The organism is Dactylosporangium sp. NBC_01737 (genome assembly GCF_035963215.1).
GTDB lineage: Bacteria > Actinomycetota > Actinomycetes > Mycobacteriales > Micromonosporaceae > Dactylosporangium.
Map to the genome: position 1 here is coordinate 1,031,529 of NZ_CP109153.1, position 24,896 is coordinate 1,056,424.

The 24,896-nt window shown below is 72.8% G+C and carries 19 protein-coding genes, 1 tRNA gene and 1 pseudogene; 4 read left to right on the forward strand and 17 right to left on the reverse strand.

What is annotated here, in order from left to right; all coding sequences use genetic code 11:
* Positions 1-34: 34 nt before the first annotated feature.
* Positions 35-1,039 carry a hypothetical protein gene (locus OHA72_RS04705; RefSeq protein ID WP_327006622.1) on the reverse strand — a complete coding sequence of 335 codons (1,005 nt, stop codon included), beginning with the start codon at positions 1,037-1,039 and terminating at the stop codon, positions 35-37.
* Between the two features lie 295 nt (positions 1,040-1,334).
* Here OHA72_RS04705 and OHA72_RS04710 point away from each other — a divergent pair, with 295 nt between their 5' ends.
* Together OHA72_RS04710 and OHA72_RS04715 are read left to right on the forward strand one after the other, a co-directional pair.
* The gene (locus OHA72_RS04710) at positions 1,335-2,165 is read left to right on the forward strand and encodes a hypothetical protein (RefSeq protein WP_327006623.1); all 831 of its coding nucleotides are present in this window, start codon (positions 1,335-1,337) and stop codon (positions 2,163-2,165) included.
* A gap of 101 nt (positions 2,166-2,266) precedes the next feature.
* Positions 2,267-2,881: a helix-turn-helix transcriptional regulator gene (locus OHA72_RS04715; RefSeq protein WP_327006624.1), complete on the forward strand. Its 615-nt coding sequence runs from the start codon at positions 2,267-2,269 to the stop codon at positions 2,879-2,881.
* 51 nt (positions 2,882-2,932) lie between these two features.
* Here OHA72_RS04715 and OHA72_RS04720 read toward each other — a convergent pair whose 3' ends face one another.
* From OHA72_RS04720 to OHA72_RS04760, 9 genes are all read right to left on the reverse strand, one after another.
* Positions 2,933-3,169, reverse strand: coding sequence for a hypothetical protein (locus OHA72_RS04720; RefSeq protein ID WP_327006625.1), 237 nt, complete (start codon positions 3,167-3,169; stop codon positions 2,933-2,935).
* 60 nt (positions 3,170-3,229) lie between these two features.
* Positions 3,230-5,761, reverse strand: a complete 2,532-nt coding sequence (locus tag OHA72_RS04725) for a caspase family protein (protein ID WP_327006626.1) — start codon at positions 5,759-5,761, stop codon at positions 3,230-3,232.
* Between the two features lie 151 nt (positions 5,762-5,912).
* Positions 5,913-8,921, reverse strand: a complete 3,009-nt coding sequence (locus tag OHA72_RS04730; RefSeq protein ID WP_327006627.1) for a helix-turn-helix transcriptional regulator — start codon at positions 8,919-8,921, stop codon at positions 5,913-5,915.
* A 138-nt stretch (positions 8,922-9,059) separates the two neighbouring features.
* Positions 9,060-9,323, reverse strand: a complete 264-nt coding sequence (locus tag OHA72_RS04735) for a hypothetical protein (RefSeq protein WP_327006628.1) — start codon at positions 9,321-9,323, stop codon at positions 9,060-9,062.
* Positions 9,320-10,054, reverse strand: a complete 735-nt coding sequence (locus tag OHA72_RS04740; RefSeq protein ID WP_327006629.1) for a protein DA1 — start codon at positions 10,052-10,054, stop codon at positions 9,320-9,322. Before OHA72_RS04740 ends, OHA72_RS04735 begins: the two co-directional genes overlap by 4 nt.
* Positions 10,039-11,031, reverse strand: a complete 993-nt coding sequence (locus tag OHA72_RS04745; protein WP_327006630.1) for a protein kinase — start codon at positions 11,029-11,031, stop codon at positions 10,039-10,041. Before OHA72_RS04745 ends, OHA72_RS04740 begins: the two co-directional genes overlap by 16 nt.
* Before the next feature lie 4 nt (positions 11,032-11,035).
* Positions 11,036-12,772: a protein phosphatase 2C domain-containing protein gene (locus OHA72_RS04750; RefSeq protein ID WP_327006631.1), complete on the reverse strand. Its 1,737-nt coding sequence runs from the start codon at positions 12,770-12,772 to the stop codon at positions 11,036-11,038.
* A complete protein-coding gene (locus OHA72_RS04755; RefSeq protein WP_327006632.1) occupies positions 12,769-13,479 on the reverse strand; it encodes a vWA domain-containing protein in 711 nt (236 codons plus the stop codon). Before OHA72_RS04755 ends, OHA72_RS04750 begins: the two co-directional genes overlap by 4 nt.
* Before the next feature lie 123 nt (positions 13,480-13,602).
* A complete protein-coding gene (locus OHA72_RS04760; protein ID WP_327006633.1) occupies positions 13,603-16,113 on the reverse strand; it encodes a hypothetical protein in 2,511 nt (836 codons plus the stop codon).
* Between the two features lie 349 nt (positions 16,114-16,462).
* On the opposite strand from OHA72_RS04760, the gene OHA72_RS04765 reads away from it, so the two are divergent.
* Positions 16,463-17,143: an NPCBM/NEW2 domain-containing protein gene (locus tag OHA72_RS04765; protein WP_327006634.1), complete on the forward strand. Its 681-nt coding sequence runs from the start codon at positions 16,463-16,465 to the stop codon at positions 17,141-17,143.
* Positions 17,144-17,193: 50 nt separating this feature from the next.
* Here OHA72_RS04765 and OHA72_RS04770 read toward each other — a convergent pair.
* Positions 17,194-17,266: transfer RNA gene (locus OHA72_RS04770), tRNA-Thr, on the reverse strand.
* Between the two features lie 137 nt (positions 17,267-17,403).
* On the opposite strand from OHA72_RS04770, the gene OHA72_RS04775 reads away from it, so the two are divergent.
* Positions 17,404-19,149 (forward strand): metallophosphoesterase, encoded by a 1,746-nt coding sequence (locus OHA72_RS04775; RefSeq protein ID WP_442788696.1) that lies wholly within the window; start codon positions 17,404-17,406, stop codon positions 19,147-19,149.
* Here the strand turns inward: OHA72_RS04775 and OHA72_RS04780 are convergent.
* The 6 genes and pseudogenes from OHA72_RS04780 to tmk form a co-directional block, all read right to left on the reverse strand.
* Entirely contained in the window at positions 19,146-19,520 is a 375-nt protein-coding gene (locus OHA72_RS04780) for a hypothetical protein (protein ID WP_327006636.1), read from the reverse strand. The genes OHA72_RS04775 and OHA72_RS04780 overlap by 4 nt on opposite strands.
* Positions 19,521-19,692: 172 nt before the next feature.
* Complete coding sequence (locus OHA72_RS04785; protein ID WP_327006637.1) at positions 19,693-20,310, reverse strand: WXG100 family type VII secretion target; 618 nt, start codon at positions 20,308-20,310, stop codon at positions 19,693-19,695.
* Positions 20,311-20,631: 321 nt separating this feature from the next.
* Positions 20,632-20,940: a hypothetical protein gene (locus tag OHA72_RS04790; protein WP_327006638.1), complete on the reverse strand. Its 309-nt coding sequence runs from the start codon at positions 20,938-20,940 to the stop codon at positions 20,632-20,634.
* A gap of 42 nt (positions 20,941-20,982) precedes the next feature.
* The gene (locus OHA72_RS04795) at positions 20,983-21,300 is read right to left on the reverse strand and encodes a YbaB/EbfC family nucleoid-associated protein (RefSeq protein WP_327006639.1); all 318 of its coding nucleotides are present in this window, start codon (positions 21,298-21,300) and stop codon (positions 20,983-20,985) included.
* 75 nt (positions 21,301-21,375) lie between these two features.
* A pseudogene (locus tag OHA72_RS04800) lies at positions 21,376-22,559 on the reverse strand (DNA polymerase III subunit delta').
* 17 nt (positions 22,560-22,576) lie between these two features.
* On the reverse strand, positions 22,577-24,694 hold the full coding sequence (gene tmk, locus OHA72_RS04805; RefSeq protein ID WP_327011462.1) for a dTMP kinase: 2,118 nt from the start codon (positions 24,692-24,694) through the stop codon (positions 22,577-22,579).
* Positions 24,695-24,896: the final 202 nt, after the last annotated feature.

The window sequence follows — 24,896 nt, forward strand, 5'->3', positions numbered from 1 at the left end:
CGGTTCTCCTCCGTGAGTACCGTGCGGCGCCGGGTCACTCCGGCGGGTCGATGCCGAGGATGTCCAGGGCCGCCTTGGTGATCCTGGACATCGCCGACTCGTCGGCAAGCAGGAGCGAGATCCGCTCGTCGGGCTCCGGACCGGTGCCGGGGACCATGTCGAGCCCTTCGGCGCCGGTACCGGAGCGGAACGTCTTGTCCAGGACGACGGCGACCGCCTTGACCGGGTCCTCCCCGGCCCGGATGCGGCGGTCGATTGCGTCCACTGCGGCCGCCGCGAGCTCGGCGAGCCGGGCGTCGTCCTTCTCGTGCCGCTGGCTGAGCGGCAGGTGGAGATGCTCGCGTGGCGAGTCGGGGTCCGGACGGGGCGATGGCGCCACTGGTGCCTGCTTTCTGCCGAGCGGGCGCTCGACGAAGTTCGCATACCACGTCGTGCTCTTCCGCATCGCCGCGAGAACGGTCTCCACATCCGCCGCGACGGCGCGCTCGTCGCCGAGCGGCTCCCCGGTCACCTTCGACCGCAGTTCGGCCCAGGCGTTGAGCGGCCAGAGGGAGGTGCCGGCCGTCGCCGTGACGCCGGACCAGGTGAGGATCTCGATGGCCAGCCTCGAGTGCCACGGGTCGCCGTTGAGTGCCGTGGACAGCCAGCCGGGCATGCGGGGGCGTTGCAGCGCGCCACGGGATCCGCGGCGCCGGCGGTGCCCGTCGACCGTGGCCGGGGTGAGCCGCCGGACGATCCAGCCTTCAAGGTTGTGGATGGGCACCTTGGCGTTGCGCAGGAGATCCTCCAGCACCGCTTCGACGTCATCGTAAAATCGATCCAGGCATTCGGGGCGCAGCCCGGCGATCGACGCCGCGCATCCCGGGTGCCCGCGCTGCAGCTCGAAGCCCTTGGTGCGCTGGTCGTAGACGAGCGGCCAGACGACGTCGTAGGCGCCTGCCGTGAGCGTGGTGTAGTCGCTTCCGGTGGCGTCGCCCGCCCGGTCCGCCAGCTGACCGAGGCGAGCCAGACCCCGCACGGTATCCGTCGATTCGGGCACCTGGAATTCCTTTCGTCTGGTAATGCTGCAAGCCTGCCCGAGGCCCCCCGCGCCAGCAAAGGCCATTACGCAAAAGATCCCACTACCCGCATCCGATGGCGGGCTTTCGGCTTTCCACCGTCCGTCGATCGGTCAAGGACCGGCAGCCGATATCACGACCTTTCATTGGACAAGTACTGGCCAACCTTTACGCAATAGTGCGGACATTGAAGAGTGACGTGGTCTCGACGGCGGAATCGGGGCTTACGCTGGCGCCCGTCAAATCTTTTCCGGTAGCAGTCCGAGAGGGGGGCCGGTGTCCGCAGAGGAGGAGCTCGTCCGCGAGCTGGTGCGGATCCGCCGGGGGTGGGGCCTGGACAGCCGCGATCTGCGCGGCCGGGTCGGTGAGCGGCTGGCGCGGCTGTGCGGTGTCCAACCGGCCGACAGCGACCGCGACGTCCGCGACCGGTTGCTCGCCTGGCTCGGCTCGCACGTCGTGGAGCTCCCGGCGGAACTGGCCCGCGCGACGGCGGTGGCGTTCGCGCTGGAGCGCGACGTCCAGCACCGGCACCTCACCCAGCGGGTCGCCTGGCTGGCGAGGGAGCAGTCGTGCGCTCCGCGCACGGTGCGCCGCCGGATGGATCACGCGCTGCGCCTGGTCGTCCGGGCGGCGCTGGACGAGGAGGCCACGCAACGGGATCCGGCCGGCCGGCGGCTGCGGTCGCTGCGCGCCGTGCTGCACCTGGGCGGCGGCACGCTGCAGCTGGACGAGACCTGCGAGACCGTCGTGACGGCCGGAGGCACGGGGTCGCCGGACCGCCAGGGGCGGCTGCCGGCGACGCACGAGTCGTGGCTGGCCGAGTGGACGACGGGGTCCCACTACACCGTGGTGCCGCTGGTGCCGTGCGAGCGGTTCGAGGTCGAGGTGCGCATGTCGCCGGGGACCCGGCTGCGGGTGCGCCGGCTGGAGGCGGTGCCTCCGGGCCGGGCCGGCCGCGACGAACCGCCGGTCGTCGAGCCGGCCGACCGGATCGAGGGCTCCACCGGGCTGCGGCTGATCTTCGACGACCTCGTCCCACGGCTCGGCTACGGGCTGATGTGGGCCGCCGGCGGTCACGTGCCGTCCCCCTCCCTTCCGTCGGACTAGTCATCGTCGCCGCGGGGTCTAGTCAACCCTGCCAATATCGGCAGTCTCCGCTGGTCGAGACGCTTCTTGCGTACCTTCTCGAAGCGGTGAGGAGCACGCCGATGACGACCATCCGAGCAACGGCCGACCCGGCGCCGGAGCCACTCCACGCGGTCCTGGCCCGTCTGGTGAACCATGTGCTGAACGGTGCGGTCGCACCGACCACCCGGCGGCTGCTGCACACCGCGTCCGGCGGTGACCCCGCGCTGCTGCGGGCGCTGGTGGCGATGGCTCTGGCCGACGGGACCCTGGTGTGGCAGGAGGACCGGTGGCGCTGGGCGCCGGACCTGTCCCAGGCGAGCCGGACGACCGGCCTGATCGAGTCCCGGGCGGCCACCATGAAGCCGGAGCAGCTGGCCGCCCTGCGCACCGTCACGGCGGTGGGTGCGGAGCCGTTCGCGGTGGTCACCCAGGCGCTCGGTGACCAGCCCCAGCCCGAGGGTGCGAACGACGAGACCCGCCTGACCCGGCGCGAGCGTGAGGTCCTCACGATGCTGGGCAGTGGTCTGAGCACCCGGGGCATCGCCCAGCGGCTGTGCCTGTCGCAGCGGACGGTGGCCAAGCATCAGGAAAAGGTCTACCGCAAGCTCGGCACGTCCGACCGGCTGACCACGGTCCTGCGGGCGCAGCGGCTCGGGCTGCTGAAGCCGGCCGCGGCCACCGTCGGCGACCGCTGAGCGCAGGCACGGCAGGGCCCGGACGCCGGTGCGGCGTCCGGGCCCTACGGCTCAGGAGATCTCGCTCGGCCGGGACTCGCGGTCCAGGCCGTCGTCGTCCACGACGACGACCTCGGCGACGCGGCCGTTGAAGTACACGGTCACCGGCCGCTCCTCCTTGTCCAGCAGGGCCAGCCGGGCGGTGGTGGCGCTCTCCATCGCGGACTGGACGTTCTGCAGGACGGAGGTGTACTGGTCGGCGTGGATGGCGTACTCGCGCTGGCCGATGAGGATCCGCTTGTGTGTCATGACGGTCTTCCCTTCTGTGGTGGATCGTTTCGCGGTGGGTTGAGCTGACGTCGGGGCAGGTCAGGCGACCGCTTCGACGGTGAATGAGAACGAGAAGTCCTGCGCGCGGCGCAGCGACCCGTCGGCCGGGTGCCGCCCCGCCCCGAACCTCTCGTGGGCCAGCAGGGATGTCCGGTAGAGCCCGATGCTGTCGCCGACGGCGCGTCGCAGCAGCTTGTAGGCGACATTGACGACGACCGCACCGGCGGCCACCGAGGCGACCGCCAGGGCCGCCTGCGGCGCGGCCAGCGCGAGCCCGGCCAGCTGCGCCGCCGCGCCCTGGACCTCGGCGTCCCCGAGCTCGGCGCGCATCAGGTCGCTGAGCTCGAGACTTCCGGTCGAGTCGCGGGACACGAAGACCGCGATGTCGAGGAAGTCGGTCGCCGGGCCGTGGTAGACGAGCAGCTTGTCCAGCGGCAGCCGGTCGCCGTCGCGGACGTTGCTGAACCGCTGGGTCTGCGCGGTGTAGACAGGCGCACCGGGGTGCGACCCGCCGGTCAGGACCACGGCGTCGACCCGGACGTCGGCGCCGAACACGGCCCGGTTGCGGTGCACGACCAGCTCACCGAGGCGGACGGCCACCCGTTCGGGTGCCGCACCGCGCGGGGTGAACAGCCGGACCGACGGGTCGGGACGGTCGTCGATCGCAAAGGCGACCTCCTCGGCGGTGGGTGCCGGCACCGGGCTCATGTCGAAGTCGATGAAGCGGACGGTGTACCGGATCTGCGGGCCGGACGGCATCACGACGGCGCGCGTGCCTCCGACCGCTATCTGACGGACAAGCTGCTCGAGCGGGGACTCCGGTGCGGTGCCGGAGCGCTGCGCGTGCACCCCGTCCTGCTCCAGGACGCTCAGGTCCTGCGGGCGTTCGGAGGTCAGGATGAGGAGGGTCTCCGGGCGCTCGGTGTCCGTCTCCACGCCGTCCGGCCAGGTCAGTGACACGCCTTCCAGACGGCCGGTCAGGTCGTCGAGGCCGAAGACGTAGGACTGCTTCGGGTCGAGCCTGATGCCCGACGGGCTGAACCTGGTCTGCAGGCTGATCTCCCCGCCGACGCCGATGTCGACGAGCGAGACGTAGACGGTCTGATCGCCGTCGTTGGCGATCCGCACGAAGACCCGGTCGCCGCGGTACAGGATCTCCCCGGCCGGGCGCAGCGGCTGCTCGACGCCGTCCACAATGCGGCCCCACCCGACGGTGACCTGCGCGGGCAGGGCGAATCCCGGGTCCTCGCGCAGCTCCCGCAGCCTTGCCGCGCGGGCGAGGCGCACCAGGTCGGCCTTGATCAGGCCGGCCTGCGTGCCGTCCGCCGGCCGGGGCGGGTGCAGCGGGCCGAACCGGTCGCACAGGGTCATGCCGCCGTCGTCGTCGATGCGGACGTCGGCGACGGTGGTCTCGCCGGGGACCGCCGTGCGCAGCAACGCCGTCGTGCCGATGGCCAGGACGAGGTCGGCGGCCCGCGGGTCGTCGGGGACCCCGACGGGCACGCTCGGCGCGGACGACCGGGTCTGGAACGCCCGCGCGCCGGGCGGCACCGCGGTCCACGTGCCGTGGAAGGTGAGCCTGGCGTGCACCTCCATGGATCCGGCCCGGTCCACGACGGCCGTGGCGATCGCGCCGGCCGGGTCGGCCTCCGTCGCCTCGGCGGGCATGACCGCGAACTCGTCGTCGAGCTTCACCCCGAGCAGCGGCGCGACCTGCAGCGTGATCCGTTCCGGGTTGGCGCCCGGCAGGATCCGCAGGGCACCCGCCGCTTCCAGGGCTTGGGTGCCGAAGAGCACCCGCGAGGCGGGCCCCTCGGCCTCCGGCCGCTGCTCCGGGGTGAGGGCGAGGACCGCCCGGCGGACCCGGTCCATCAGCGACGACCAGGCCACCGGCAGGTCCCCGGCGTCCTGCAGCGCCTGGACGAACGCCTCGGTGAACATGCCCATGCGTGGCCCACGGGCGGTCGTGTGCTCGAACGCGACCTCCTCCGGGGCGCAGGCGACCAGCCGGACCGCCAGGTCGTTGCCCAGGAACCGCCGGGGGCTCCCCCGGTACCTGGTGAGCTCCTCGGCGACGTGCTCCGCCGCCCACTCGTAGGGGTAGTGCAGCGCTTTGACCCGATGGTCCGGCTTGCGCGAGGCGAGCGCGGAGTGGCAGCAGTCGAGCATCACCGCGACGTTGCCGGTCCTGGCGGTGAGCAGCGCGAGCAGGCTCGACAGGGTGGCCGCGGTGATGCCGCGGAAGTCGCCCTCGGTCGACTTCTCCAGGTCGTTCGGCACGATGAACTGCACCGCCGGCCGGTCCTCGCGGGTCGGGTGCAGCTCGTCCGGCGGGGCGAGGAGCCGGCCGCCGTGACCGCTGTAGTAGACGAAGACCGAGTCGTCCGTGCCGGTCTCGGCTATCAGCTGTTCGTAGGCGGCGAGAATCCCTGCCCGCGAGGCCTCCTCACCCGTGCACCGGCGAATGGTGAATTCCCGCCGTGAGAGCGCCTCGTCCATCGCGTCGACGTCGTTTTCAACACCTGCCAGCCCGTTGGTCTGCGCGCCGATCAGCAATGCTTTCCGCGCCACAACGCCCCCTTACAAGGTGGGAGAAGAATTCCACCTGGGACGTTATTGGTTGCGTCGTGCGGCCGTCACTAGCGGAAGACTACGTTGGTTCACGTATTGTGCAGGACCGCCCTTGCGGGCGGGCGGTCGCGGTATCGGCCGAGGTGGCTTCCTACGAATCGGGGAACAACTGCAGCCGTTGCGCCGCCATGGCGGCCATCTGCCGGTTTTCGACATCCGACTTGCGCAGGATGTTGCCGACATGGACCGCCACGGTCCGCTCGGCGATGTGGAGCTTGCGGGCGATCATGCGGTTGGTGTCGCCGGCGTACACCAGCCGGAGGACCTCCAGCTCCCGCACCGTCAGCCCCCAGGGGTCGGCCGGGCGGCGTTGCTGCGGGATGCTCTGCTGTGCGTCCTCGCCGGGCGGCTCGACCGACTCGAGCGGGACCGCCGCCGACTCGGCGAGCGCCTCGACCGCCCGCGTCAGCGGCTTCGCCGACCGTTCGCGGGCCAGCCGGTACGCGCCGCCGGCGTCGCGGGCCACCGCCTCGCGCGGCCCGGCGCGCAGTGCCGCCTCGGCCGCCCGCCACAGCGCGTAGGCGCGGTGGTAGGGCCGGTCCAGCCGATGCCAGTCCGCGGCGATCCGCTCCCACTGCTCGGCGGTGTCGGCGGACCCCGCGCGGTCCAGCTCCGCCCGGCACTGCGCGGACAGGACGCCGACCTCCGACCCTGGCTCGACCTGGGTCGGCTCGATGAGCAGTTCCAGCTCCGCGAGCCGGCCGGCGAGCTCCTCCTGGTGCTGCTGCCGCGACAGCCGCCGCGGGGTGTCGGCGACGGCCCGCAGCGCGACCGCGCGGAAGCGCAGCAGCGACAGGACGTGTTCGGTGCCCTTGATCAGGCCGATCCCGCGCTCGACGGCGGCCGCCGCGGCGGCGTGGTCGCGCTGCCAGAGCGCCAGCTCGATGAGGCAGCAGGCGAGCGGGCCGAGGAACCGGGGATCCGTGCCGGCGTCGACCTGCAGCTCCCGGAGCAGCTCGGCGGCCCGGCCGAAGCGGCCGCGGGCGACGTGGATCTCGGCGAGGGTGAGCCGCGGGTACCGCGTCTCGCGCACCGGCCGGTCGTGGATGGCCCTGGTCAGCAGCGACTCGGCCTCGTCCCACCGGCCGAGCATGACCAGCGTCGTGCCGGCGTTGTTCGCAAGCACTCTGGTGCTCTTGGTCTGCGGCAGCCCGGCGGCCTCGCAGCGGTCGAGCTCGTCCAGGGCGACCTTCGCCGACTCGGTGAGCCGGCCGGCATGCTCCAGGGCGACGGTCAGGTTGCCGTACGCCCGGTGCAGGTCCTCGAGCTGGTCGACCTCCTTGGCGATCGCGACGGCGGAGAGCAGGTCCGGCACGCCCTCGTCGGGCTCGTCGAGCAGGGTCAGCGCCATGCCGACGGTGTTGAGGGCCCGGCCCTCCTCGGCCCTGGCGCCCGCCCGGCGGGCGTGTGCCACGGCGGTGCGGGCCGCGGCGAGCCCGTCGCGGTAGTGCCCGGACTGCACCTCCACGGTCGCCAGCGCGGCGAGCACCCTCGCCTTCGCCGCGCTCGGCGGCTCCTGCGGCAGCAGCGTGTCGGCCTGCCGGTAGGCGGCGATCGACGCGTCGTTGACGCCCTGCTCCCACAGGTACCGCCCGCGCCGCTCGTGCAGCTCCCCGGCGCGGACCGGCCGCTCGCCGGCGTCGACGGCGTCGATCGCGCGGCGCAGCAGCCGGAAGGCCTGGTCGAGGTCGCCGGCCCAGCGGGCGGCCTCGGCGGCGGAGCTGAGCAGCCGGTCCTCGGTCATCCCGGCGACCGTGCCGGCGTCGGGCACCAGGCGCCACAGCCGGTCCAGCACCCGCTCGTACTGGATCTGCGCGACCCGGTACGCCTGGCTGCGCTGCGCCTCCTCAGCCGCGACGACGGCCGCCCGCAGCGCCTGCGGCCAGCGGCGTGCCTCGAACCAGTGGTGCGCCAGCATCGCGGCCGGGTTGCCGTCGGCGGCGAGCGTGGGGTCCGCGGTGAGCGCCTCGGCGAGACCGGCGTGCAGCTCGCGCAGGTGCCCCGGGCCGAGGTCGTCGAGGACGACCTGGCGCAGCAGGGCGTGGCGGAAGTCGTACGTCTTGCGCTGCGGGTCGAGCCGCAGGATCTGCTGGTCGTCGCAGGCGCGCAGGGCGTCGTCGAGCTCGCGCGGGCGGATGTCGCAGACCTCGGCGAGCAGGTCGTAGCCGACGGCCTGGCCGGCCACGGCGGCGACGTCGACGACGCCCCTGGCGTGCGGACCGAGCTGGTGCAGCCGCGAGCTCAGCAGGTGCTCCAGCGACAGCGGCAGGTGGCTCGCGGTCGGGTCGGTCAGCCGCCCGTCGACGATCAGTTCCTCGGCGAAGAACGCGTTGCCGCCGGTGAGGCGGTGGTACTGCTGCACGACGGCCGGTTCGAGGGCGTCGTCGACGGACGCGCTGAGCAGCTCGCCGAGCTCCTCCTCGGTGAAGGCGGGCAGCTTGATGTGCCGGGTGCGGCGGCTGAACGTGGTCTCCGCCAGCAGGTCCATCAGCCGGCTGCCTTCGATCTCCCTGCCGGGGCGGTAGCTGAAGACGAACAGCACCCGCTCATCCGTCTGGGCCTGCACCAGGTACGGCACCAGGTCCAGCGTCGACGGGTCGGCCCAGTGCAGGTCCTCGAAGACGAGGATGGTCGGCCCGTTCGCGCCGAGGTGGTCGAGCATGCGCAGGACCGCGCCGAAGACCCGCATCTGGGAGACGGGTTCGGCGGCGGCGCCGGCCGCCGGCCCGCCCCCGGGTAGACCGGCGATCAGCTTCGTCAGTTCGGTGTAGGCGGGACCGCCGTACTTCGTCAGGTACCCGTCGCCGCGTTCCCGCACGAGCCGCCGGATCGCGTCGACCAGCGGCGCGTACGGCACGCCGACACCCAGGTTGATGCACGCCCCGGACAGCACGTGCAGCCTGCCGGACGGCCCCGCGCCCGCGCTGGCGGTCGCGGTGAACTCACTGATCAGGCGGCTCTTGCCGACGCCCGCCTCGCCGGCGATCAGGACGGTGCCGATGCCGGCCGGCGTGCCGACGGCGCCCAGGAGCCGCCGGAGCTGCTCCAGCTCCCCGCGCCGCCCGACGAACGCCGCACGGGCTGTCCGATCGCCTGCCATGGCGCCATCGTGCCGTGGACGGCTGACGATGTCAGCTGGACTCGGCGGATAGTCCCCGTCGGATACCAAACGTCAGACCGAAGCGGTGGCGCCCGGTAGCGACACGGACGGCAAGAGCCAGGAGAACGGGGGTGGCGATCAACGTCTGTCGTCGTTGACGGTACTGAGCCGCTCGGCGACGATCGCGCAGAGGTCGGCCGGATCGGCCCCGGCCGCGACGGCGGCGTCCCAGGCGCCGGCGAGCTCGCCGGCGAGCAGCCCGGCCAGTCGGCACTGGACGGTGCACGGCAGGCCACCGTCGGTCTCGTTGTCGCACATGTCGATCTCCGGTCGCTGTTGTCGCGCCCGCTTCGCCGGCCGCCTGGCCGGGCGCGGGACACACACGTGGTCATAACCGTTCACCGCAGGCCTCCTGTGGTCAGCAACCGGTCGAGGACGGTCGCGATGCCGTGCCGCTGCACCGCCTGGTGCACCATTCGGAATCCGCCCCCGTAGACCGGGTCCGGGTTGGCGCCGAGCCGGCTGCGCAGCTGCAGCGCCATCGGGGTGCCGCGCCGCCGCAGCCACGCGTAGGCGAAGAGTTCGCAGACGCCCTCCTCGACCACGTCGTCGACCGGCGCCCGCCCGCGCAGGGCGAGCCAGGCATGGCCGATCTCGTGGGCGACCGCCCGGCCGAAGTAGGTCGGTGGCATGCCCGCGACGATGCTGATCCCGGTCACCCGTGTCCCCTCCTCTCCACCGATCAGCTGTTCCGTGAGCCCGAGCAGGACCCCCGTCGCGAGCGGTCCGGCGACCGCCTCCGCCTCCTGCGGGCTCACGATGCGCACCCGCACCCGCTCCGGCAGCTCCAGCCCGATCTCGGTCATCTGCCGGCGCACCGACGGCAGGTGCAGCCGGGCCTCCCGTTGTGTCTCCACCGCGTCGACGAGGCAGCGCGGGCAGCGCATCATCCCCGCGGTGAACGGCCGCCACCCCGGCGGCGCGGGGTCGTCGTGGGTCCGGGCGCAGAACATGCACTCGGCCCGGACCGGATGCTCGGCGCAGGTGACCTCGCCGCGCAGCGACAGCCGGTACGCCGTCACCGGCCGGCGCCCGCAGACGGTGCACACCGGCGCCGCTACAACGGTGTCCATCGGCCGGTCACCTTGTCCCGGACCCACCCCCGCGTGGACGTGGTCTGCGAGGTCGACACGGCCACCGGTTGCCGCTGCTGGGGCGCGGGCGCGCCGATGTCGTGCGGCGGCGGCTTGCCGGTGAGCCGGTACCGGAAGTAGAAGCCCCAGTCCTCGATCGGCGGCCGGGCGCCGGGCACCTCGCTCAGCGTGGCCCGCAGCAGCCGCCGTCCGTCGGCGTCGAGCACCGCGTCGGCCCGCGCCGGGTCCCGGGTCGTGGACTGCTGATCACCGGTACTGAACACGCGCAGGACGAACAGGCCGAACTTGTAGCAGTCCGACTGCGTGGTGAGCCAGCGCTCCGGCCCGTCCCAGTCCGGGGCGTCGAGCTGGGCGATCTCGGCCATGCTGCCCTTCTTACGGATCCCGTCGCAGTCCACGAGCATCACCGACGGGTACTCGCCGATGCGGAACAGCTCGTTCTTGGCGTTGAGGTCGCCGAAGACCAGTTGCTCGGAGTGCAGCAGGTAGAGCGCGGCGGCCAGGTCCCGGCAGACCGTCATCCGCTGCTCCTCGGTGACGACCGGCATCCCGACGAGCATCGCCCGCTGCGCCGGGACCAGCAGGTTCTGCACCTCCCGCGGCGAGGTCTTCTTCGCGCCGGTACCGGGAAGCTTCCGCGTCTGCATGAACGACTTGTCGATCAACGGCATGAGCACCCCGCTGACCTGTGAGCCGTTCTCCACGACCCGCAGCGGCCAGGCCGTGCACCTGTCGAGCTTGGCGCGGCGGTCCGGGTCGAGCGCGTTGCGGAACTTGACCAGCTGCCGCGGCCCCAGCCGAGCGTCGTGGCCGGCCTTGTACTCCTTGTAGACCAGCGGTCCCGGCGCGTCGGGCAGCTGGATATTCGGCGCCTTGAAGACCCGCGCCTGCCCGCCCGTGCCGAGCAGCTTGCCGACGCTGCCGAGCTGCTGGAGGGTGACGACTTCGACGGCCACCGCGTCACACGGCCCAGACCGCGACGGCGGTGCGGTCGTCGTCGTGGGTCTTGCGGGCGAAGTCGACCTGCGCGGCGAACTGCAGCGGCGCCGGCGGCTCCCGCCACGCCTCGGCGAGGAACCTCCCGACGGTGCGGCTGCCGTCCTCCAGCGGATCGCCGATGCCGTCGCTCATGAGCACCACCACATCGCCCTTCTTCACCGTCGTGGTGACCCCGCGGGGGGCCGGGGGCCGGCTGAGGGGCAGCGCCTTCGTCACGGACGACGCCGCTCCTTCCCCACCGTTCTTGACCTCGAACATCGGCTGCCAGACGTGGCCGTCGCGCAGCACCCACGCCGAGGAGTCGCCGACGGCGTAGAAGTACGCGTCCACCTCCGGTTCCACCGGGCGCAGCTCGATCACCCCGAACAGCGCCGTGGCGGCCAGATGGTGGGCGACCTCGCCGACGCTGAGCTCACCGCCGTCCGGCGCCGGCTCGACGAGCTTGTGCCCGAGCCGGACGATCTCGTCGCTGAGCTGCGTCACGATCTCCGCCCACTCGATGCGTGCGGGGGATCTGCGGGCCAGCTCCAGCGCGACGAGCTCGGCGCCCAGCCGGGACACGACGGCCGCCGCCTTGTGCGAGAGCTTGCTGTTGGAGACGCCGTCGGAGACGACGACCACGAGGTGGCGGCGGTCCTCGGTGCAGCGGAACGCGTAGTCGTCCTGCCGGACGGTGCCGTTGTAGCGGTGGCTGAGGCCCCGCACGCTGGCCGCGCGCAGCTGCAGGACCCGGCGGTCCAGGTCGTCGTGGAGGTACACCCCGTCGAGGACGGTGTCGCGCCGGTCCCATTCGGTCGGATCGGGTCGCGGTTTGACCTTCAACGCGGCGGCGCCCGGTTCCCCGACCGAGTAGGGCGCGAACCCGCCCACCCACGCCGGCGCCGGCCGCACCGGCTGCTGGACCGGCCGGTGCACCACCTGCTGGACCGGCTGTTGCTCGGGCTGCTTCACCATCTGGTGCACGGGTTGGTGAGCCGGCTGTCGCGTGGGTTGGTGCACCGGCTGTTGCGTGGGTTGGTGCACCGGCTGTTGCGCCGGCTGTTGTGCCACCTGTTGTGCCGGTTGCCGCGCCGGGTGGGGCGCCGGTGACGGGGTGGGGGACGGCCGCCGTGGCGCCTGCGGGGGCGTCGCGGCGTGCGTCCTGATGATCGCCTCCGCCGCGACGACCGGGTCGAGCAGCTGCTCCGGCACCTGGCCGTGCTCCTCGTCCTGCGGCCAGCGCAGCGCACTGCCCCAGCTCTGGCCGTTGAAGTGGTAGACGGGCCGGACGACGACGGTCGGGTTTGCCTTGACGAGCGCGTTGAACGCCGCCTCCCAGTCGTCGCCCGGGATCGGCGCCGCGTCGGTGAGCACCAGCAGCAGCGGCGGCCGGCAGGCCGTGCCGGAGGACTCGGCCTCGGCCCGGTCCTCCTGCATCCACCGGTTGACCCACTCGAAGGCCATGGCGTAGCAACGCTCCCCCTCGACCTTCATGGGCACCCCCTCGATGTGCCCCGGCTGCGCCTGATTGAGCAGCCGCCGCACCGCCCGGCTGAACCCGATGGCGGTGAGCCGCACCCGGGACGCCAGGTCGGGGTCCGTCTTCAGCAGGTCGACGAACCCGCGGACGAACGCGTCGACCGACGCCTGCTTCGCCGGGTCCGCCCCGTCGCCGGCCGAGTCGACGAGCAGGTACATCGGCAACAGTTCCGGGCTCATACGAAGTCGTCCGGGTCGTACTGCTTGATGCCGGCCGGCAGGCTCGACTTCGGCGGCAGGATCGTGCCGGTGCTGCCGCTCGCGAGGCTGTACCCGGACTGGATCATGCTGGAGATGAGGATCTCGGCCATGCCGGTGATCGCCTTCGCCGGGTCGTGGCCCTTCTCCATCATGTACAGCGCCATCTTCTTCGCGCCGGTCGCCGGGTGGATGAGCGAGCCCATCACCTTGAGGTCGGCCTGGTCGACGCCGCACGGGATGAAGTTCGGGTAGATCTTCGCGTTCCTGAGCTGGTCGAACGCCGCCCGCCACACCGGGCCGTGGTCGGTGGGCTCGCCGTCGCTGATGAACCAGACCGCCGGGCGGTGCACGACGTACTGGTCGGCCTTCAGCTGCGCGACATTGGCGTCGATCTCCCGCTGCAGGGTCTGGAACGCGGCGGCGTAGCTGGTGCCGCCACGCACCGACAGCGACGGCAGGGTGAGGTTGGGGTCGAGCAGGTCGCACAGCGGCAGGCGGACCTGCGCGTCGTCGGAGAAGTCGATGAGCCCGAACCGCACCTTGTCGGACAGGATCGGGTTCTCCGACAGCGCGTCGACGATCGCCGGCATGATCTTGTTCGCCTCGTCGAGCTTGCTGCCCTGCATCGACAGCGATACGTCGACGACGAGGTAGAACGGCAGGAGCTTCGCTCCGGAGTGTTCCATGGTGTTCCTCTCCTTCGGTTGTTCGGTCACGGCCCGGCGACGGATGTCACGGGGCCTCGCAGCACCGGACGTGCCGTCGACGATCAGCGGCGCCCAGCCGTCCCGAGGTCCGGGACGGCCATGTCAGGAGGCCCCGGCGTTGGAAAGGCGCAACCCGGCGGACAGGCCGCTCACGGTGGCCGACAGGTCGGCGGTGGCGCGCGCCTGCTCCTGCAGCCGCTCGAGGTCGGCGGCCAGCCTGGCGTTGCCGCCGTCGAACCGCAGCGGCCAGATCGACCGCAGGTTCGGACGGCACAGGTTCTCGTAGTCGCGCTCGCTGCGGTTGGTACGGATGGCGGAGTCGAAGAACCGGTCGGCGGCGGCGGCGAGCGTCCGCGTCATCAACCGGACCTCGGCCAGCAGCGCGGTCTCCAGCTCGGCGATGCAGTGTTCGACCACGGCGGTCAGCTCGTCGTACAGCCCGTCGACGCCGACCTTGGCGGTCCGCTGGAAGCCCTGCGCATCCGGGTCCTGCCCGGCCGTCGGCGTCACGGACCGGGACACCCGTCTGCGTGACCCGTCCGGCATCACGACCCACTGGCTCCCGGTCGTCGCCGCCGCCGGAGCCGGTTGCGGAGGCACGGGCTGCGGCGGCACGGGCTGCGGCGGCACGGGCTGCGGCTGCGGCGCGACCGGCCTCGGCACGGCGCGCGGCGGTGGCGGCGACGCGAACGCGGCCGGCGCGGTGTCCCAGTGCACCCCGCGGATGACCGGCTGGGTCACCCGCAGCACGACGCTGCCGTAGTCCTCCTTCAGCTCGCACAGCCGCTGCAGCGCGTCGGCGATGACCGCCGCCCGCCTGCTTTCCGCGGTCACCCGCAACTGGTGCAGCGCGCGGGAACCGTCCGGGACGAGCTCCTGCGTCAGCCGCGCCCGCAGTACCGCCGCCACGTCGTCCCACAGCTGCTGCACCGACTCGTCCAGCGACGGGTCGATCCGGCTGAAGATCTTCGTGATCTCGGCCTTGGCGCGGTAGTACTCGTCCTGCTTGGCCTCCAGCGCCCCGTACACGTACTGGCCGCGGACCTTGCTCGTCCAGGTGGCCCGGTCGCCGTGGCCGAGGCCGCCGCGCACCCAGGCCCGCGCGTCGCCGACGGCCTCCGTGATCGCCTCGGTCAACGTCCGCCCGGCGTCACCGACGACCAGCGACGCGTCGTACCGGTCGACGAGCTTCGAAAGGTCGTCGGCGAGGTCGTTGCGCAGTTCCTCGGCGAGGGTCCGGAACTCGTCCTCCTGGTCGGGCAGCAGGTGCGCCAGCTCGCGGCCGTCGCGCAGCACGTCACCGGCGAACGCGGCGATGTCGGCGGCGACCTCGGACGCGACCGACAGCGCCTCGCGCACGACCGCCCGGTCCATCTCCGCCAGCCGGGTCGCCAGGTGCCGCAGCAGCGGGTGCAGCAGCTCGTCGAGGACCTCGTCGCGATCGGCGACGTCGGCGCTCAGCACCCGGATGTTGCGCTCCTGGGAGGCGTCCCGGACGCTCTTCACCGTGTTGTCGAAGTACTCGCCCTCCGGGTCGTTGGCCCGGTCGCGGTTGACGACGACCACGTAGTAGTCGTCGAGCGGCACGCCCCCGCGCGCGGAGTCCGCGAGGTTGCGCGTGTAGGAGTCCTCCGCCAGGTAGCTGGCGCCCTTGCGGTCGCCGCGCTTGACCATCACCAGCAGATCGATCTCGCTCTTCACCTGCTGCAGGAACTGCCGGTCGATGTCCAGCCCGGCCTCCCCCGACCCGGGCAGGTCGATGAGCCCGAGCCGCGTCGCGGCGCCGTCGAGGAACGACTGCTCGATCCGCACGCTGCGCACCGCGTGGTACGGCTGGATGTTCAGCGGGTCGCCGGTCTCCTTGCGCGGATAGGCGAGGTACGGCCGGAGGTTCTCGAACGGCACGGTGACCGTCCGCGCCCCGGCGAGCAGCAGCGCCTCGTAGCTGGCCAGCGACCGGTGCGCGGCATCCAGCTTGCGCAGGTAGTCGTCGGCCTTCGCGCCCGCGGCGTCGTTGCTGCCGGCGGCCGGGTACCGGTAGGCCCGGAACCCGTCGATGTCCCTGGGCGCCGGCCCCAGCCCCGCCTGCTCGTGCAGCGGGGCGAGGTACCCGTCCCGGAACGACTCCCAGGTGTGCAGCATCAGCGTCGCCGACGGCTTCCCCTCGGTGTGGTAGATGCTGCTGGCCGACGCGGTCGTGGGATTGAACCGCGTCGACGGCACCACCGTCTCCGGCAGGTTCGTGATCGTCCGCAGCAGCGTGCTCTTGCCCACCTTCGTCGAGCCGATCACCCCGACGTTGACGGTCTCCCGCTGCACCCGCGCGGTCGCCGCGTCGATCTGCCGCGCCGCGTCCCCGATCCGCCCGCGCACATCGGCCAGCCCGCGGCCCTGCCGCAGCAGCGCGTCGAAGGCGGCCCGGAACCGCGCCCGCTCCGGCACACCGGTCTCCTGCTGGACCGTCCGATCGGCCGTCTCCAGCATCTCGACGATCCGGTCAAGCCCGCCGACCATCGCCGACCAGCCCACACTGAGCTGATCCACGAACGCCCGCTGGCTGCGCCGCCCGGTCAGCGCCTCATTGATCCGAAGATGGATGTCAGTCTCGGTCACGCCCCGGCTCCTTCACTCGTCGCTCATGGCTCACTTGACGGACAGCACTCCCGCAACCGCTGTCCGTCAGAAACCGGGCGTCCGACACCCCGAACCGGGAAAGGGTCTGAGCGGCCCTGTTCGTCCTCGTGACGCTGCTGGTCACGGTGATCGCCGGGCTGACGTTGTACTTCGACCACTCCGGGGACGCCACGACGGCGGTGCCGATGCTGATCGCCTGCGTCCTGGTCGCTTTCGGCTTCGTCGTCGCCACCGGCCGGCTGGCGGCCGCCTACCGCCGCAGCCAGCGCCTCGCCGAGGAGCACCAGGTGCCGCCGAGCCGGGCCCTGCACGCGCTGATCCTGCGGCAGTGGCTGATGCTGCTGGTGGGCGTCACCGTCGTGGCCATCGCCACCGGCGCGCTCACCGGCGTCCGCATCCTGGCGGCCGACCAGATCGACCCGGTCGTCCCCGGGCCACCCCTCGCGGCGTCCGCCGCCACCACGACGAACGCGCGACCGCAGCCGTCACCGATCCGCCGACCCCGTCTCCGACGCCGTCGCCGTCACTGTCCTTCAGCGCCTCGGCGGACCCAGCGGCAGCGCCGACCCGAGCCCTTCGCTGGCGCCACGCCCGGGCAGCACCAAGTACCTCGACGGCGAACCGGAACTGGCCGGCCGCTCCGACGCGAAGGCGATCAACTTCTCGGCGCAGCGCTACCCGCGGCATCTCGTTCTGGTGCTCCACGGCCACCAGCAGCTACCTGCAGTGGAACGTCGCCGGCTCCAACCGCTTCGAGGCGGTCGGCGGCATCGACGACAACACCCAGAACGCCTTCGGCGCCGTCGTCGAGTTCCTCTTCTACGACCAGGACGGCCACCAGCTCGTCCCGAAGGCCGTCGAGGCCTCGGTCGGCCACGCCCAGGCCATCAAGATCGACCTCACCGGCGTCGTCAGCTTCCGCATGACCTGCTCCGGCCGCGACGCAAAGACCAGCAAGCAACCCAGCACCTACGCCGCTTTCGGCGATCCCATCGTCGTGCACGCCTGAACGCAGCAGAAACGCCCCTCACCTGCAGGTGAGGGGCGTCGCGTTGCCAGAGCCGCCTAACGGAATCGAACCGTTGACCTGTTCATTACGAGTGAACCGCTCTGCCGACTGAGCTAAGGCGGCAACGATGACCAAGTGTACGGCACGCCGTGGGGGCGCGCGCGAGGGGTTTCCCGGGTAACGTCCGGCGCGTGATCCCCGATGATCTGCCGGCCGCCCCCGGCGAGCTCACGGCCGAGCCCGGCGAGCCGCTCCTGCCGATGCCCGGCGTTGAGAAGCCCGTCGCGCAGGTCGGTGACCGGCCCAACGCGCTGGACCCCGACCAGATGGGCTTCACGCCGCGGCGGGCTGTGCCGTGGCTGAGTCCGGTGCTGCTCAGCGGCACCGCGGTGCGGGTCGTGCTGGCCGACCTGTTCGGGGCGTACCTGGACAAGCGCGAGCTGCAGGACTCGATGCCGGACCGGATCATGCGCGAGGCGCCCGGCTTCACCGGTGAGCTCGGCAGCGACGCCTCGGAGATCGTCGAGATCCCCGACGGCGAGCTGTGGGTCGACTACTGCGCCGACACCGGCGACGGGTTCAACGCCACCTACTCGGTCGCGTACCTGCTGGCGCAGGGATCGCTGAGCGTCGAGGGGCATGAGTTGCCACGCGGCGAGGTGCTGGTCCTCGGCGGGGATCAGGTCTATCCGACGGCGAGCGGCCAGCAGTACGAGGACCGGTTCAAGGGGCCGTTCCGCGCCGCGTTCCCCGACCCGCCCGTGGAGGGCCCGCGTCCGCGCATGTACGCGGTGCCCGGCAACCACGACTGGTACGACGGCCTGACCGCGTTCCTGCGGCTGTTCGTCCGCGGTGGCGAGGGCAAGATCGGGGGCTGGCAGACCCGGCAGTCGCGGTCCTACTTCGCGATCCAGCTGCCGAACCGGTGGTGGATCCTCGGCACGGACGTGCAGGCGGGCGCTTACATCGACGACCCGCAGCTGCGGTACTTCAACCGGGTCGCCGCACGCCTCGGCCCCGGCGACAAGGTCATCATCTGCCCGCCGTCGCCGAGCTGGGTGGAGGCGCACGAGGACCGCAAGGCGTACGACAGCCTTGACTACTTCGTGCGGACCGTGATCACCCCGACCGGCGCCGACGTGAAGCTGATGCTGTCCGGCGACCTGCACCACTACGCCCGCTACGAAGGGGCCGACCGGCAGCTGATCACGTGCGGGGGCGGCGGCGCCTACCTGTACCCGACGCATGAGCTGCCGCAGCGGCTCGAGGTGCCGCCGCGCCGTTCGCTGGTGCGCAACGCCAGCCCGTCGCAGTGGTTCGACTTCAAGGCGGCGTACCCGAGCAGGGCCCGCTCGCGCGGCCTCTCGCTCGGCGTGTTCTGGCGGGTGCCGTGGCGCAACCCGATGTTCCTCGGGCTGCTCGGCGTGCTGCAGACCCTGACGATGCTGGCCTTCGTCAACGCCGCCGACCGGGTCATCTCCGGCACCGAGCAGCGCCTGGTCACCATCCCCGCGATCATGATGGTGCTGATCGACGTGCTCAGCGCGTACTTCCTCGCCATGCCCGGGGTCGCCGGAAAACGCAGACCCAGGCACTGGATCCTCGGCCTGGGGCACGGCGCCGCGTTCGTCGGCATCGCGGTGCTCGGCACCTGGGCGTGGCTCAACCTGCCGTTCGTCGACCAGTCGTGGCCGCTGCCGCTGCTGATCGCGATCGTGCTGTACTTCCCGCTGTCATGCGTCGCGGCCGGCGAGCTGTTCGCGCTGTACCTGCTGATCGCCTCGAAGTTCGGCGTCAACCTCAACGAACTGTTCGCCGGCCAGGGCATCACCGGCTACAAGGGCTTCCTGCGGCTGCGGTTCGGCGCCGACGGCACCCTGACGATCTACCCGATCGGCGTGGACCGCACCGCCCGCCGCTGGCACGCGCAGCCGGCGGGCTCCTGGTTCGCCCCGCGCAAGCCGATGCAGCTGCGGCTCATGGAGCCCCCGATCGAGATCTCCTAGCCCAGGCCCACTTCCGGTGCCAGCGCGCCGGGCTGGGCGAGGGCGCGCAGGTCCTCCTCGACGGACCACACGTCGTCGGTGAGGTGCGTCGCGTAGTCCGAGTCGAGGATCTCGCAGTCGTTGCCGGCGAAGTCGAACCCGTAGGAGTGGTCCGACACGTCGACGACCCACGGCAGCACGCAGGAGCGCACCCGGCGGTCGAACGCGGCGAGCGCGGCGGCCGCGTCCTGCGGAAGCCGGGCGAGGAACGGCTCGACCGGCCGGATCGGCCCGGCGGTCCGCACCGGCGGCCGGTCCGGAAACCAGCGGGCCAGGTCGGCGTCGAAGTCACGGTCGCCGTACCCGGCAAGTCGATCGAGGGTGGGCGACATCCGGCGATCGTCGTGCGGCCGACCGCCATGACGCGGCCGACCGCCATGACGCGGTCGCTGGCCGTGACACGGCCGACCGCCGTGACGCGGTCGACCGGCTACAGCGCGACGCGGGTGGTCGGGGAGACGCTGCCGGCCGGCGGCGCGCCCGGCTCGGTGTACCGCAGCTCGGTCAGCTCCGGCGACCAGCGGGCCTCCAGGTCACGGGCGGCGCTGAACGCGTCCGCGACCGGCTGGAGCACACGGACGCCGATCCGCGCGGCCGCCGCCAGCGCCGCCGCCGACGGCGGGCTCCCGGCCCGGTCGCCGCGGATCGTGACCGCCTCGGCGGAGCCGGCGACCCGGCGACCGCCTCGGCGAGCTCCGTGCGCAGGCCTTCGGACCAGTCGGCGAGGGCGTCGGCGTAGGACGCGGTGGCCCGCAGCCGGCCGGTGACCGTGGCGGGGTCGGCGCCGTCGCCGAGGTGCCCGGCGAGCGACTGCCACCGCGCCGCGAACGCCTCCGCCCCCGCGCCCTCCCACGCCCCGGCGGCGGGACCGAGGTCCGCCGCGAGCCGGTCGCGGCGCCGGGCGAACCGGTCGGCGTCGGCGCGCAGCTGTGCCGCCGCCGACCGCAGCGGCTGGGGGGTGAGCTTCAGCCCGAACTCCAGCGCGTCGCCGGGCAGCGCACCGACCAGGCGCAGCAACGGCCACAGCGGGTCGCCGACCGGCGCTCCGCCGGCGACGAGAGCGGCGTCGACGCGGTGCAGCAGGTCGGTCCCGATCCCGGCGAGCCGATCCAGGGCGTCCATCACGCACCTCCCTGCGGCTGATGCCACCGCCGCGCGTCACGGCCCGGGCGCAACGCCGCCGCGGTCCCGGCGAGCCGATCGAAGACGTCCATCACGCACCCCACCCGCGGCTGATGCCACCGCCGCGCATCACAACCGGCGACCCGGCCCAGGGCGTCCATCACGCACCCCCGTGCGGCTGATGCCACCGCCGCGCGTCACGGCCCGGGCGCAACGCCGCCGCGGTCCCGGCGAGCCGATCGAAGACGTCCATCACGCACCCCACCCGCGGCTGATGCCACCGCCGCGCATCACGACCGGCGACCCGGCCCAGGGCGTCCATCACGCATCCTCCTGCCGCTGATGGTGCCGACGGGCGTCCTGGTCGGCGGTCCGGTAGCCCTGAGCGGCCAGGCGCAGCGCCTCCGCGGTCTCGGCGAGGCGGATGCCGTGGGCCGAGGCCTCGCGGGCGCGGGCGGTCAGCGCGGTGGTCAGGGTGCGGTGCAGGGCGCGGCCCAGCTCGCCCGGGCCGCCCGGTGCGTCGCCGCCGAGCGCCCGGGAGCCGGGGTCGGCGAGCGCCATCGTGGTGCTCGCCGAGGCCAGCTCGTCGCCGGCGGCGTCCAGCCGGCCGGCCAGATCGTCGAGTCGCATGCGGTCCCCCCGCCGTGTCCACGGTGCGCTGTCAGCAGGCCCCTATGCCAGGGAGCGGTAGTCGCCGAACGTCTCGGCGTGCAGCTTCTTGCGGGCCCAGGCGGCGGCGTCGGTGGCGGCGGTGACGGCCGCGCGGACCGAGCGGGACAGCTCGGCGCCGGTCTGCCCCCGCACGTGGTCGATCCGCACGTCGCGGATCGTGCCGTCGGCGGTGACCACCACCTCGACCACGCCGTCAGGGGAACGCACGCTCACCTCGACGGTCGCGACCGTCTTGTCGAACTCGGCGAGCAACGCATCGATGCGGCGATAGCGCTCCACCGCCTGCTCGATCCACGTCTCGTCGATCTCGCGCCCCATGTCGGCCCCTCCCCCGGGTGACCGTACGGCACCAGCCAGTGACACGAAACCCCGAACCGCGGCCTGTGGATAACTTCAGCCGCGCCACAGGGAGAGCATCATCGCTTCGACGGCGATGCGGGGTTTGACGTTGGTCTCGATCGCGACGCGGCACTCCAGGACCGACTCCAGGCGGCGCAGCGTGCTCTCCGGCGGCCACTTCTGCGCGGCGGCGGCGGCCAGCTCGTCGGTGTCGCCGTGGACCGGCTCGACCCCCGCGTTGAACGTGTGGACCAGCACGTCACGGTAGAAGCCGGCCAGGTCGACCAGGGCCCGGTCGAGGGCGTCGCGCTGGGCTCTGGTGGCGCGGGACTTCTGCCGGCGCTCCAGGTCCTTGAGCTGCCCGGCGGAGCCGCGGGCCGCCCCGGCGGCGCCCTTGCCGGTGCCGCCGGCGCCCAGGGCGGTCTCCAGCGAGGAGCGCTCCTTGGCGTCGGTCTCGACCACTGAGGCGGCGGCCTCGGCCTCGGCGGCCTCGATGAGCGCGGCGGCGGCGTCGAACGCGGCGCCGATGCCGGTCAGGCGGCGCGGCACCGCGAGGACCGCCTCCGGCGGGCGCGGGCCTGCGGGTCCCGGGCGAGGCGGCGGGCCCGGCCGACGTGGCCCTGGGCGGCCGCCGCCGCCCACGCCGCGGTCTGCTCGTCGAGGCCGTCGCGGCGGCGCAGGAGCGCGGCGATCGCGTCGGCCGGCGGCTGGCGCAGCGGGACGACCCGGCACCGGGAGCGGATCGTGACGGAGATGTCGTCGGGGTGGGTGCTGGGCGTGCACAGCAGGAAGACGGTGCGCGGCGGCGGCTCCTCGATGGCCTTGAGCAGCGCGTTGCCGGCGGCCTCGGTGAGCCGGTCGGCGTCCTCGACGAGCAGGACCTGCCAGCGGCCCTGGGTCGGCGAGCTGGCCGCGCGCAGGACCAGGGCGCGCATCTCGCCGACCGCGATCGACAGCCCTTCCGGCACCACGAAGCGCACGTCGGCGTGGGTGCCGCCGAGCGTGGTGTGGCAGGCCTGGCACTCGCCGCAGCCGCCCGTGGGGCACTGCAGTGCGGCGGCGAAGATGCGGGCGGCGACGGACCGGCCGGAGCCGGGCGGGCCGGTGAAGAGCCAGGCGTGGGTCATGCCGGCCTCGGGGACGTCGCCGCGGACGATCGCGCCGGCCGAGGCGACGGCGCGGGTCAGGGTCGCGACCGCGTCGTCCTGCCCGACCAGCTCGGCGAAGATCGGCGGCACCGTGCCCACGTCCACGCTCATACCCGCGACTCCCGGCTCCCGCCGGAATGCAGCCCGCCCGGACGCAGCTCGTCGGAGGGCAGCTCGTCGGTCAGCTCGTCGCCCGTGAGCACGGTGACCGTCTCGGCCACGTCCTCGAGGACCTCCACGATGCCGAACTCGTCCTCGGCGGGCATCAGGTGCCGGACCCGCTGCAGCACGCCGGTGGCGAGCGACTCGGCCGGCAGGGACGCGTCGAGCACCAGGTAGCGGCTCGGGTCGGCGTGGGCCAGGTCGAGGAACGCGTAGCGGACCCGCTCGTGGAACGCGAGGGACTCGCTCTCCAGCCGGTCGGCGTCGCCGCGGCGGCCGGCCCGGGCCAGGCCGACGGCCGGCTCCAGGTCGAGCAGGACGACCAGGTCCGGCTTGAGCCCGCCGGTCGCCCACTTCGACAGCCACGACACCTCGTCGACCGGCAGGGTGCGCCCGGCGCCCTGGTAGGCCAGGGACGAGTCGACATACCGGTCGCTGATCACCACGGCGCCGCGGGCCAGGGCGGGCCTGACCACGGAGGCGACGTGGTGGGCCCGGTCGGCGGCGTAGAGCAGCGCCTCCGCGCGGGGGGTCACCACCTCGCCGGTGATCTCCGGCGGGTCGAGCACCAGGCTGCGGATGCGCTCGCCGAGCGGGGTGGCGCCGGGCTCGCGGGTGACGACGACGTCGCGGCCGAGCGCCCGCAGCGACTCGGCGAGGTGGCGGACCTGGGTGGACTTCCCGGCGCCCTCGCCGCCCTCGAAGACGATGAAGATCCCCTGGGCCGCGAGGGGCTCGTCGGGGCTGAGCGGGCGGCCGCGGATCGAGCCGAGCACGTCGGCGAGGAGGGGCACGCCCTTCTTGTCGTCTATCTGCCGCAGGGCGACGATCCCCGCGATGACGCCGAAGATGCCGGCGATGGCGAGCAGCGGGCGGGTGCTGGAGACCTCGAAGTCCTTGAAGCCGAGGTTGAGGTGCCGCGACCCGCCGGCGCCGACGATGACGCTGGACACCGAGATGGTGAGCATGAGCACCACCCGGGTGCCCATCTGCACGAAGGCGAACGCCCGGCCTCGCATGTCGTCGGTGACCTCGCCACCGAGCAGGGTGGTGCCGGACAGGAACGCCATGCCGGCGCCGACACCGACGAGCAGCGCCCCGCCGACGGCGACGGTCAGGTGGGTGGCGAGGGCCAGGATCAGCACCGAGCCCGCCGCAAGGATGATCGACAGGCCGAACCAGCGGCGCCGTGACAGCGCCCCGACGATCCGCGGGCCTGCCGCGATGCCGACGCCGAGACCGAGGAAGAGCGTGGCGAAGAGCAGCGCGAAGCCGGCGTCGCCGGCGCTGAGCGACACGGCGTAGAACTTCGCGGTGCCGACGACCACGCCGCCGCCGGCGAAGGCGCCGAAGATGCCCAGCACCAGGCCGCGCACCAGCGGGGTCCGGCTGACGAACGCCCAGCCCTGGGTGAACTCCTTGAGCATCCCGGGCTTGCGCTGCACGGCGGCCGTGCGCCGGCCGCTGATCTCCTTGATGCCGAAGAACACGGTGACGGCGGTGGCAAGGAAGGTCAGCGAGTTGAACCACAGCGCGACCTCGCTCGGCTCGACGCCCTGCGGCCGGACGTCACCGCCGCCGAAGATCGCGACGACGAGCTTCTCCAGGCCGATGAGCACCAGGCCGGCCAGCACCGGCGTGATGCCGTACGTGGTGGCGAGCGTCAGCTGGTTGGCGGTCTCGAGCCGGGCCCGGGGCAGCAGGTTGGGCACCGCCGCCTCCTTGGCCGGCGTCCAGATCATCGCGGTGGTCTCGATGATGAACGTGGCGATGGCGGCCCAGGCGATCACGAGCGTGCTGTCGTCGACGATCAGCGCGGCGGCCGGCATCGAGGCGAAGAAGAGGAACCGGATCAGGTCGCAGACGACCATGGTGAGGCGCCGGTCGAACCGGTCGGCGAAGACGCCGGCGACCGGGCCGAGCACCAGCGCGGGCAGCAGGCGCACGGCGATGACCGAGCCGAACGCCACGCCCTGCGCCGCGGAGTTGTCCACCTGCGCGGCGGCGAAGGTGGAGGCGGCCAGCAGGCCGAGCCAGTCACCGAGGGACGAGAGCCCCAGCACCGCCCACAGGCGACGGAATGCCCGGATGCGCAGGACCGCCTTCAGCTCCCCGAAGCCGGACAAGTCGCTGCTCGCGATGGCGGCACCTCCTCAGTAGACCGCTTACTGTAACCACGCTACCGGTCCTCGGGTGTCGCGCACGTGGGGGCAGAAGCACGGACGCGAGGTTCTTTCATATTCACCGCGGACTCGGTACGGTGAG

What these genes read in the sequence shown, in the direction of transcription:
- OHA72_RS04755 (WP_327006632.1), bottom strand. Translation starts at nt 13,479, where the DNA reads ATGGAACACTCCGGAGCGAAGCTCCTGCCGTTCTACCTCGTCGTCGAC.
- OHA72_RS04775 (WP_442788696.1), top strand. Translation starts at nt 17,404, where the DNA reads ATGCCCGGCGTTGAGAAGCCCGTCGCGCAGGTCGGTGACCGGCCCAAC.
- OHA72_RS04790 (WP_327006638.1), bottom strand. Translation starts at nt 20,940, where the DNA reads ATGCGACTCGACGATCTGGCCGGCCGGCTGGACGCCGCCGGCGACGAG.
- OHA72_RS04730 (WP_327006627.1), bottom strand. Translation starts at nt 8,921, where the DNA reads ATGGCAGGCGATCGGACAGCCCGTGCGGCGTTCGTCGGGCGGCGCGGG.
- OHA72_RS04720 (WP_327006625.1), bottom strand. Translation starts at nt 3,169, where the DNA reads ATGACACACAAGCGGATCCTCATCGGCCAGCGCGAGTACGCCATCCAC.
- OHA72_RS04795 (WP_327006639.1), bottom strand. Translation starts at nt 21,300, where the DNA reads ATGGGGCGCGAGATCGACGAGACGTGGATCGAGCAGGCGGTGGAGCGC.
- OHA72_RS04715 (WP_327006624.1), top strand. Translation starts at nt 2,267, where the DNA reads ATGACGACCATCCGAGCAACGGCCGACCCGGCGCCGGAGCCACTCCAC.
- OHA72_RS04780 (WP_327006636.1), bottom strand. Translation starts at nt 19,520, where the DNA reads ATGTCGCCCACCCTCGATCGACTTGCCGGGTACGGCGACCGTGACTTC.
- OHA72_RS04740 (WP_327006629.1), bottom strand. Translation starts at nt 10,054, where the DNA reads ATGGACACCGTTGTAGCGGCGCCGGTGTGCACCGTCTGCGGGCGCCGG.
- OHA72_RS04750 (WP_327006631.1), bottom strand. Translation starts at nt 12,772, where the DNA reads ATGAGCCCGGAACTGTTGCCGATGTACCTGCTCGTCGACTCGGCCGGC.
- OHA72_RS04785 (WP_327006637.1), bottom strand. Translation starts at nt 20,310, where the DNA reads ATGGACGCCCTGGATCGGCTCGCCGGGATCGGGACCGACCTGCTGCAC.